This window comes from Brumimicrobium glaciale (assembly GCF_004152935.1).
Lineage (GTDB): Bacteria > Bacteroidota > Bacteroidia > Flavobacteriales_D > Crocinitomicaceae > Brumimicrobium > Brumimicrobium glaciale.
This window is the reverse complement of record NZ_SETE01000008.1, coordinates 110,052-120,251: the sequence shown is the minus strand read 5'-3', so window position 1 is coordinate 120,251 and position 10,200 is coordinate 110,052. Positions and strand designations below refer to the sequence as shown.

8 protein-coding genes are annotated in these 10,200 nt (G+C 34.4%); 4 read left to right on the top strand and 4 right to left on the bottom strand.

Going from position 1 to position 10,200, the window contains the following annotated elements; all coding sequences use genetic code 11:
- Positions 1-258 precede the first annotated feature (258 nt).
- A complete protein-coding gene (locus ERX46_RS16495) occupies positions 259-1,128 on the bottom strand; it encodes a sigma-70 family RNA polymerase sigma factor (protein WP_130094970.1) in 870 nt (289 codons plus the stop codon).
- Positions 1,129-1,368: 240 nt separating this feature from the next.
- Between ERX46_RS16495 and ERX46_RS16490 the strand changes: the two genes are divergently transcribed.
- The 3 genes from ERX46_RS16490 to ERX46_RS16480 are packed head-to-tail and all read left to right on the top strand — an operon-like array spanning position 1,369 to position 4,025.
- Complete coding sequence (locus tag ERX46_RS16490; protein WP_130094969.1) at positions 1,369-2,175, top strand: 2,3,4,5-tetrahydropyridine-2,6-dicarboxylate N-succinyltransferase; 807 nt, start codon at positions 1,369-1,371, stop codon at positions 2,173-2,175.
- Between the two features lie 31 nt (positions 2,176-2,206).
- A complete protein-coding gene (gene meaB, locus ERX46_RS16485) occupies positions 2,207-3,238 on the top strand; it encodes a methylmalonyl Co-A mutase-associated GTPase MeaB (protein ID WP_130094968.1) in 1,032 nt (343 codons plus the stop codon).
- Positions 3,231-4,025, top strand: a complete 795-nt coding sequence (locus tag ERX46_RS16480; protein ID WP_130094967.1) for a DUF6503 family protein — start codon at positions 3,231-3,233, stop codon at positions 4,023-4,025. The genes meaB and ERX46_RS16480 overlap by 8 nt, the downstream gene beginning before the upstream one ends.
- A gap of 200 nt (positions 4,026-4,225) precedes the next feature.
- Here ERX46_RS16480 and ERX46_RS16475 read toward each other — a convergent pair whose 3' ends face one another.
- The 3 genes from ERX46_RS16475 to ERX46_RS16465 form a co-directional block, all read right to left on the bottom strand.
- Complete coding sequence (locus ERX46_RS16475) at positions 4,226-5,521, bottom strand: hypothetical protein (protein ID WP_130094966.1); 1,296 nt, start codon at positions 5,519-5,521, stop codon at positions 4,226-4,228.
- Positions 5,522-5,921: 400 nt separating this feature from the next.
- Positions 5,922-7,262, bottom strand: a complete 1,341-nt coding sequence (ffh, locus tag ERX46_RS16470) for a signal recognition particle protein (protein ID WP_130094965.1) — start codon at positions 7,260-7,262, stop codon at positions 5,922-5,924.
- 285 nt (positions 7,263-7,547) lie between these two features.
- Positions 7,548-9,554, bottom strand: a complete 2,007-nt coding sequence (locus ERX46_RS16465) for a T9SS type B sorting domain-containing protein (RefSeq protein ID WP_130094964.1) — start codon at positions 9,552-9,554, stop codon at positions 7,548-7,550.
- A 124-nt stretch (positions 9,555-9,678) separates the two neighbouring features.
- On the opposite strand from ERX46_RS16465, the gene ERX46_RS16460 reads away from it, so the two are divergent.
- Positions 9,679-9,951, top strand: a complete 273-nt coding sequence (locus tag ERX46_RS16460) for a T9SS type A sorting domain-containing protein (protein ID WP_130094963.1) — start codon at positions 9,679-9,681, stop codon at positions 9,949-9,951.
- Positions 9,952-10,200: the final 249 nt, after the last annotated feature.

Sequence of the window (10,200 nt, the reverse complement as noted above, 5' to 3'; positions counted from 1 at the left end):
TACACTAGTGTACTTGGCTATTAATATGTCGCTCCTCTGGAGCTAGTTATTTAAGGAATGAATAATTATTGATAAATATTTTAGAATCCATATTGTATGAGTTCCCATTAAAATAGTGGTAGAACCAATAAAGATAATGTCATATGCTGAGTTCGTTCAGAGTTGGTTCAGGGCTTTAGTCAAAACGTATCCAATAAAAAAGCCGTCGCTTATGATTTTGCAACCATTAGCGACGGCTTGATATATAGTAAAAGTAGTTTATCCTAAATATGATTTAAGCATTTTGCTTCTTGAAGTATGTCTCAAGCGGCGAACTGCTTTTTCTTTAATCTGACGAACGCGTTCTCTTGTTAAATCGAATCTGTAGCCAATTTCATCTAAACTCATTTGTCTTTTCCCATCTATTCCGAAGTAAAGTTTCAGAACATCTGCCTCTCTTAAGGTAAGCGTACTCAAAGAGCGATTGATTTCTTTTTGTAAAGACTGATAAAGTAAACCTTCTTCAGGTCCTTTGAGCGTATCGTTTTCAAGTAAATCATACATATTTGAACTTGACTCATCTCCTTCTTTTAAAGGAGCATCCATTGATACATGTCTACCATTCGATTCAAGTGCATGCTTCACATCTTTAACAGGGAGTTCTAAATGATGCGCTAACTCCTCTGCTGATGGAGCGCGTTCAAATTTCTGCTCTAATTCTGAATAAGCCCTATTCACTTTTCCTATTGAACCAATTTTGTTCAACGGTAAGCGAACAATTCTTGCTTGCTCAGCCAATGCCTGTAAAATAGATTGACGGATCCACCAAACTGCGTAGGAAATAAATTTAAAACCTCTCGTTTCATCGAAACGTGTTGCAGCTTTAATTAATCCCACATTTCCTTCATTAATTAAATCTGGAAGTGTGAGTCCTTGGTTTTGGTATTGTTTGGCTACGGATACAACGAATCGCAAGTTAGCACGTGTCAATTTATCCAAAGCGCGCTGATCACCGGCCTTAATACGGCGCGCTAATTCTACTTCTTCTTGGGCAGTGATTAAATCAACTCTCCCGATTTCCACCAAGTACTTGTCCAAAGATGCAGTTTCTCTGTTGGTTACTTGTTTGCTTATTTTTAATTGTCTCATATCCCTTTTTTTATTTTGAATTAAGCAAAAGTTTATAGTGTCTTTTAGGCACTTAAAACTTCTGACATATTAATATAACGTTTTTATTCCGAAAAAGTTGGTTATTAACTTTAATTTTCTTAAAAGAAAGCTCTTTTTAACAGTTTTTGTCTAATCTGGAGCGATCGAACGAGGTTTTACAGCGCATTCCATCTCGGATTCGGTAGAAGTCTGTTATATTTGTTCAAAAGAAAACTTGAAATGAAAGATATAATTGAAAAAGCTTGGGACGATCGCTCTTTATTGAATAACGAAGAGACTGTTAAAGCGATAGAAGCGGTAATTGAAGGTTTGGATAAAGGAGATTTACGTGTTGCAGAACCCGTGAACGGAGATTGGCAAGTGAATGAGTGGATTAAAAAAGCGGTGGTGATGTATTTCCCTATTCGTAAAATGGAAACAATTGAAGTGGGACCATTTGAATTCCATGATAAAATGGCGTTGAAGTCAAATTACAAAGAATTAGGTGTTCGTGTTGTTCCTCCTGCAGTTGCGCGTTATGGAGCTTATATTTCTAAAGGTGTTATTTTAATGCCTTCTTATGTAAATATCGGAGCTTATGTTGATGAAGGAACTATGGTGGACACATGGGCAACTGTTGGGTCTTGTGCTCAAATTGGTAAAAATGTACACTTAAGTGGTGGTGTTGGTATTGGTGGAGTTTTGGAGCCATTGCAAGCTTCTCCAGTAATTATTGAGGACGGAGCGTTTATTGGTTCACGTTGTATCGTTGTGGAAGGAGTTCGTGTGAGAAAAGAAGCTGTTTTAGGAGCGAATGTGGTTTTAACGAAATCAACTAAAATTATTGATGTAACAGGTGATAAGCCGATTGAAATTAAAGGTGAAGTTCCAGAGAGAAGTGTTGTTATTCCTGGTTCTTACACAAAATCGTTTCCAGCAGGAGATTTTCAAGTTCCATGTGCTTTGATTATTGGAAAACGTAAAGCAAGTACAGATTTAAAGACTTCTTTGAATGATGCATTGCGCGAACATAATGTTGCTGTTTAATTTCTTTTGTTGAAATCAAAAAGTGAAGAAGATGAATGAAGATCAATTAAAAAAATGGAAGGAGAAACGTCAACAAAGAAGAGATTCTTTTAATCGTGATGGATTGCTTTCTGGAATTTTAAAAGGAGACCTTCAGTCATTAAGCAGCGGTATTACTTTGCTTGAAAGTAATAGAAAAGAAGATAAGGTAGAAGCGCAGAAGCTCATTAATAGTTGCTTGAAACATTCAGGGAAATCTATTCGTGTTGGCGTGACTGGCGTGCCTGGAGTTGGGAAAAGTACTTTTATAGAGTCATTTGGTCAAGTTGTAGTTGATAAAGGTTTCAAAATTGCTGTTTTGGCAATTGATCCTTCTTCTGAAAAAAGTGGAGGAAGTATTTTGGGAGATAAAACCCGAATGAATCAATTGTCCGTTAATGAAAATGCTTTTATTCGACCTTCTGCCGCTGGGAAATCATTGGGAGGAGTTGCCAGAAAAACCAGAGAGTCTATTATTCTTTGCGAAGCTGCTGGATATGATTTTATATTGATTGAAACAGTCGGAGTTGGTCAATCGGAAACGATGGTGAATTCTATGGTGGATTTCTTTATGCTTTTAATGTTGGCAGGAGCCGGTGACGAATTGCAAGGAATTAAGCGAGGAATTATGGAAATGGCTGATGCTTTAGTCATTACGAAAGCTGATGGTGATAACCTTATTAAAGCTAGAAGAGCGAAAAAAGAATATGAAAATGCAATGCATTTATTTCCAGCCAATGAAAACGAATGGATTCCTAAAGCATTGGTGGCATCGGCTTATGAAAATTACAATATTGAGAAAACATTTGACACAATTGATAGTTTTGTAAATCAAACGAAAGTCAATGGTTCTTTCCTTCACAATAGGAAGCAGCAGGATAAATATTGGCTGCATGAAACAATCGCAGACACTTTGATGTCGAACTTTTATTCAGCTGAACGGTTAGTAAAAGTAATTGCAGAAGTTGAACAAGATGTTATAGAAGGAAGAATTTCATCTTTTGAAGGTGCGGAAAAACTAATGAAAATTTATAATCATGAATAAAGTATTTATAGCATTTACGAGTTTATTTTTATTTACAGCTTGTAGTGAAAAAGCAGAAAAGGAAACTGAACAGAAAATTGAAGTAACGACTTCGGATAATGAATTAGATGATTTATCAATTGAAGCAATTATCGATAGCGTTTATCAAAAGAATGGCTCAGGATTAATTGATAAATCAAACATATCCTTCGATTTTAGAGAATTCCAATATGCCTATATGCAAGGAGTTGATGGAGTAAAGCAATCTAGAAAACTCACAAATGATGGAGGAGAAGCTGTTGTAGATAGTTGGCAAGGAGATTCTTTGATCAGAACAATCAATGGAAAAGTGGTGAAACTTTCTAAAAAAGACGAAAATGCTTTTAGAAATTCAATTAATAGTGTTTTTTACTTCGCGTTTTTACCAAAAGCATTAAAAGATCCAGCAGTAATTACAGAATTGTTAGATGAGGTGGAGATCAATGACAAGATGTACTACAAACTTAAAGTGACTTTCAATGAAGATGGAGGTGGAGAAGATTTTCATGACATCTTTTTATATTGGATAGGAATTGAGGATTACGCAATGGACTACATGGCATATCAATATTTCACGAATGATGGTGGAATTAGATTTAGAGCAGTTGATCAAGTAAAAGAAGTCAACGGAATTCTATTTAAAGACTATTTAAACTACGCTCCAAAAGAAAACTTGATGAATGATTACTTGAGTGTAGATGAGGTTTTCTCTAATGATGGAATGAAGTTGGTTTCGGAGATTAGATTGGAGAATATTGAGGTGAATTGATAATTTACAATTGATAATTATTTATAATCTCGATGGTATTACCTGTCGGGATTTTTTTTCTTTAAAAATTGTGTATAAATGAAAATGTTTGTATTACCGGTAATAATTAATTCATAGAACATCTCCCTTTTGGAGAGCCTGTCCCGAGAGGGACGATTCGGGAGAGATACAGAGGGAGGACTAGAGTAATTGTTAATTATCTATTTCTTCACTTCAATAATTCGATTATACCTGTTGTCGTCTAAAACTGTGAAAAATACTTTATCATTTAGAACTTTGATGTTTTTAGGTTTGCGTATGTCCGATAGTTGAGCGATTTCAGACGATGTTCCTTCCACTATATTTATTTTCGATACAACTATTCCACCTTTATGACTAGAATACATATAAATATTGTCGTAAAAGAAATCTTTGAAATAATCACCTGACAAGCTAAAATGAGCTTTTGCTTCTTTTGTTTTAAACGTTTCATTATCAATTTGAAAAACACTGTCTCTCACTCCATCCAAAACTATAATGTTTTCTTTCAACCCATAAGACTTTACGTTCAATGGTATTGAGGCAATTTTGTTACTCCAAACGGTCATTATCATAATTTGAAAACCATGGTTATTTAAAGACATTAATTTACCATCCCAAATCCCCATATTAATAATATTGTCTCTATCAGGGGTTGTTCTCATGTAAAAGTTCACGACAGCATTATAATGATAGGATGCATTCTCGTAGCCTTCTGCGTCAAAAGTTTGAAAAATATCTGTTACATTCTTATCTATAATTCTAGAAATTGCAAAATACTGATCGTGTAAACTCATGTTTTGATGAAATGCTCCGTTTTTTCCTAGCGCAACCAAGTTTCGAAGGTCAACTTCAAAATTTTCTATTGAGATTGCTTTCATTAGATGAATGGAGTCATTTGTTGGAAAGATTTGATAAACTGAATCTTTGGCTATCAAATGGAAGTTTCCTATTGCATCTAAGAAGATTTCCTCTGGTTTGAAATTTAATTTTGATGTTATTAATTCTTCTCCAATTCCATCAATAATTTTGACATAATATTCTCTTTTAATTCTTGTTATTACATAAAAATGATTGAGAGGAAAAGGGTAATAATCTATAATAAATTCATCTTTATTTTTGAATGCATTTTGATATTTGGAGCTGGAGAATGTGAATTCATCAAATACTTGAATGTTAAGCGTGTCATACAGTGGAGTTAGCCTTATGATCTTATTTATGGTGTCATTACTATTTAATCCATCAGAAACTTGAAAAGAATAGTCTTCATAATTTTCATGTCTAACCATTATCTCATCCAAACTTTTTACTGGAATGCTAATCGTATTTTTGGAATTTGTAGAATGGAAGATTCCGTTCTTTAGAATTGTGGTGTAATATATCAGTTTGCCTTCGTCTTGGATAGCTAAACGAAGTGTTTGAGCAACTATAAACAAAGGTGATAAAAGAATGAAAAGTAATGCTTGTTTAAGTTTCATGATAGTAAAGTGTTAGTTACTAATTGAAAAGTAAAGATTATTTAGCAGTTAAGCAAAAATAAATTTTAAAGGATGAAAGTTAAAGAGTGATTGGTGATTTTGGGTTTTAAATATTTGATTTGGGATTGAAGTGTAGTTTTTCGAAATAATTAGGTGGTATTCAGGTTTTTATTAATTCAATCACATTACTGTTTCAAGTGACTAATTGTGAGCGCAGTGCATTTCGTAAGAAAGTAAGGGGGAGGATTTCGAAGAGAGAAACTTTTCATTATTGTATAAATCAAAAAAATCCCAAAAGCCAAAACTCTCAGGATTCTAATTTCTATAACATAATACGAATTGATCTCGCCTCTCTACTCAAAACTCACACTGGCTACTGTAATTTTTTTCCAAAAAAAAATTACATCCCCGGCATTCCACCTTTCATTTGTTTCATCATGCTGGCCATATTTTTCTTATTGCTCATCATCTTCATCATTTTCTTAGTGTCACCAAATTGCTTTAAAAGTTTATTTACTTCCGTTAAATCTTGTCCACTTCCTTTAGCTATTCTTTTCTTACGGTTTGTATCAATGATTTCTGGGCGTTCACGTTCAATTGGACTCATTGAGTAAATAATCGCTTCAATATGTTTAAAGGCATCGTCTTCGATTTCAACTCCTTTCATGGCTTTCCCCATTCCTGGAATCATTCCCATTAAGTCTTTAACGTTACCCATCTTTTTAACTTGTTGTAACTGACTTAAGAAATCATTGAAATCAAATTGATTCTTTTTAATCTTTTTCTGTAATCTTTGTGCTTCTTTTTCGTCGTATTGCTCTTGCGCTCTTTCAACCAAAGAAACAACGTCTCCCATTCCTAGGATACGGTCAGCCATACGTTTCGGATAGAAAATATCTATCGCGTCCATTTTTTCACCTGTACCAACAAACTTAATTGGTTTGTTTACTACAGCTTTAATTGAAATGGCAGCACCACCTCTTGTATCACCATCTAATTTGGTAAGTATAACACCGTCAAAGTTGATTTTCTCATTAAAGGCTTTTGCCGTATTTACAGCATCTTGACCAGTCATGGCATCCACAACGAATAATGTTTCAGTTGGATTTACAGCGTTTTTCACGTCTGCGATTTCCGACATCATTTTCTCATCAATCGCTAAACGACCCGCGGTATCAATAATAACAACATTGAAACCTTTGCTTTTTGCATGTATAATTGCAGCTTGAGCAATTTTAACTGGATTCTTTTCTTCTCTATTAGAGTAGACTTCAACTCCAATTTGTTCACCCAATACGTGCAATTGGTCAATTGCAGCTGGACGGTAAACATCACAGGCAACCAATAATGGATTCTTTCCTTTCTTTGTTTTTAAGAAATTGGCAAGTTTCCCTGAGAATGTTGTTTTACCAGAACCTTGAAGTCCTGACATTAATATAACACCTGGATTTCCTTGGTAATTAATTTCTGTTTCATCGCCACCCATCAATTCGATAAGTTCTTCATGACAGATTTTAATCATTAATTGACCCGGAGAAACAGCGTTTAATACGTCTCTACCCAGTGCTTTTTCTTTTACAATATTTGTAAATTCTTTTGCAGTGTTGAAGTTAACATCGGCATCAAGTAAAGCACGACGCACCTCTTTGAGTGTTTCGGCAATATTGATTTCAGAGATCTGCCCTTGTCCCTTAAGGACCTTAAATGCTTTTTCAAATTTGTCTGTTAAATTCTCGAACATGCTTACAAAATATTGGTTTAAGCCGCAAATTTAATAAAATCGCTCGTATTAATCAATAGATAATTACGAATTACGAATTTTCAATAATTACGAATTGGGAATTATGAATTAATGGGTTACTAATTTTGATTGAGAATCCTTAAAGAGTAAAAAAAACTCTCAGTCTCTATTTGGTTTTCGAAATCAATAAGAGAGTTTATTCATTGTGCGAAGCATTTGAGTTTAGTTCTGTTTAGACGTAACTTACTTCTAATTCTCTTCGTTATTTAGGGAAGTACACAATTATCAATTATTAATTACCTGAACAAACCCCTGTTTCACAACTTCACACTCCGTTATTTCACAATCTATAGATTCTCGAACCAGCCCAAAAACCATCTTATAGAAATAAGTTCCATCAATAACTATTTCACCACTTTTGGTTTCACCATTCCACAGTTTATGTTCTCCTTTTGTCAAATCTCCCTCGTTTTCAAAAACAACATTTCCCCAACGGTTTAGAATAACCAAGTCATAAGCAACAGCAAGATTTACCTTGACATTAAAAAAGTCATTTACTCCATCATTGTTGGGCGTAAAAACATTAGGAAGAGAAGCAACCAAACTATCAAAGATGAAAACTGTAAACGAAACAGTGTCTGCACAAATGCTATCTGTTTTCCATGCAATAAGTTCTATTTCAAAAGTTCCTGAAGTGTCAGTAAAAAAACCAGAAAATTGGTTTCCTTGGTAAACGTCATTAATCCACCAACTGTAATCTGTTGCGTTTTGAGATTGATTGGTAAGATTGATTTGTATTGGAGCTGTTCCTGATTTAGGATAAGTGTTAAACTGGGCAACTGTACTGATCACAGGTTCTACTGTGACTAAAGTATCTGAACTACACCCAAATTTGTCAATATAAAAAAGCGTATAATCTCCAGCAGAAAGCCCAGAAAATGTATTTGTTGAGTTAGGACTTAAAGTATCTCCATTTTTATTTACCGCTCCCAATTGAACTACATTATCTGGTGAGTCTTGAATGATAATTTTTCCTGTTGAGTAGCTGCATGTAGATCTGAGCGTTGAAAAATCGATTTCTTGAGGATGCGAAATACCAATACTTATAGGTTTTACCACCGAGCAACTGTCCGTATTCCAAATTCTCACGGTATAAGTTGTTGAACTATCTCCTGAAAATATTGGGTTGGGACAATCTGTGCAACTTAAATCGTTGATTGCAGAAGGATTGGTTAGCGATGTCCATTCGTAGCTAGTTGAGGTGCCGGTTGGAACGCCTCCTGTGGCTTGGAGTTGAAGGGTTTCACCGAAGCAGATGGTGGTGTCTGGGGTGATTGACCCTGAAAATATAGCGCAAGGTGTGCTGTAAGTTAAAAACAATTGAAGAACTGAATTGGAATAAGGACCATTTGTTGGGTCTTGATATTCAAATGTAATATCAAGTTGGTTAGGATTAGTTATATAGGATTGAATATTAGCTAACGCATCAGCTCCTACCATTGTGTTATTTGAAATGTCATTCGATAAGCCAAACAATGTTCCGTTATTATAATTGAATGAACCCCAAACACCAGTGCAAGGTTTGTTTGGTGGTAACTCATCTCCGCCTATAAGACCTAATAGATTTCCATTGATACTTACATAGCTGCCGTCTCTAATTGTGTCACAGAATTCTGTACCATGTATAGAGAAACCTACTTCACTTAGTAAATCGATTGAGTTTAAGTTATTGATGTTGTAGTTAATATTCTGATCATTGTCTTGATTGTTTAAAACTATTAATGAATTTAATTTTTGTAAGGTTGGGTTTTCGTAAGTTATATAAAGATAGAATTCTGCATATACACCAGTTGCTGCTGAAATAAGCTGATTGGGAGGCGGTAGTAAATTATAACTCGTTTGAGTCGAAGAAACCATTTCTTTAACATCTACAACGATTATTCCCTTTTTACTGAACGCTCCATTACCTACTGCATCAAAACTACTTATTATATCAGATTCGCTTAAATCTATTTCAATATTATTAAATGTAATTTTTCTATCATAAAATATGCTATCCAAACTCGGGAACTTGCTTTTATGAGTAGTGACAAAGAGAAATGCTTCACGAATTGTACTGTTTGTTGGAATAGCAACATTGAAAGTCATTTGTGATTCAGAGTTATAAGTGCCAATCCCATCCCCTGTTACACCGCCATGATATATGTCTTGATAAAAAATTGTTTGGGAGAAACTCAAGTTTGAGCTTATGCAAAGAGCAAGCAAGAACTGAAGTAAGTAGATTCTTTTCATAATTTCAAATATAAACTCTTCAACATTTTATTTTAAAACATTAACGATGAAAACGAACAATTGGTTGGTTTCACTAAAAAATACAGATTTAAATTCACAAAATTCCATCTCCATCGGGAAATGAATTTACTTTGGAAGAGACGACATCATAATTTATCCAAACCCAGCAAGTGATTTCACAAGCATAAAATGGGAGATTTACGATGAACTGAAAAATTCTCACTACAGAATCTTTGATTTGAATGGTCGCGAAATGGGATCAGGAGCAATTGAGGAAAATGAAGGTGAACAAGTAATTGACACAAGAAGTCTTACCAACAGAGTTTACATCATCAATATTTACAACGGCGGAATTATGAAAATGAATTCTAAGCTAATTGTGGATAAAGAGAAGTAATCAATAATTTTTAGTTTTAAGAGAAATGCACATTCCTTACTTGGGGTGTGCATTTTTATCTTTAAATGAATGGTCTCCAGTTATATGATTCTGAATTATAAATCAATTGCATCCTTTTTTTTGCATTAGGGATAGCAGCGGCATCCTCTGACTTTTTTGTCAGAGATATAGCGGATAGCCCGACCCTGATATTCTTTGTAGTTTACGGAGATGAATATAAGGGAAATGCCCAAAATACTAAGGTCAATT

Coding starts and splice junctions, on each gene's coding strand:
- ERX46_RS16490 (WP_130094969.1), top strand. CDS start 1,369: ATGAAAGATATAATTGAAAAAGCTTGGGACGATCGCTCTTTATTGAAT.
- ffh (WP_130094965.1), bottom strand. CDS start 7,262: ATGTTCGAGAATTTAACAGACAAATTTGAAAAAGCATTTAAGGTCCTT.
- ERX46_RS16480 (WP_130094967.1), top strand. CDS start 3,231: ATGAATAAAGTATTTATAGCATTTACGAGTTTATTTTTATTTACAGCT.
- ERX46_RS16495 (WP_130094970.1), bottom strand. CDS start 1,128: ATGAGACAATTAAAAATAAGCAAACAAGTAACCAACAGAGAAACTGCA.
- meaB (WP_130094968.1), top strand. CDS start 2,207: ATGAATGAAGATCAATTAAAAAAATGGAAGGAGAAACGTCAACAAAGA.
- ERX46_RS16475 (WP_130094966.1), bottom strand. CDS start 5,521: ATGAAACTTAAACAAGCATTACTTTTCATTCTTTTATCACCTTTGTTT.
- ERX46_RS16465 (WP_130094964.1), bottom strand. CDS start 9,554: ATGAAAAGAATCTACTTACTTCAGTTCTTGCTTGCTCTTTGCATAAGC.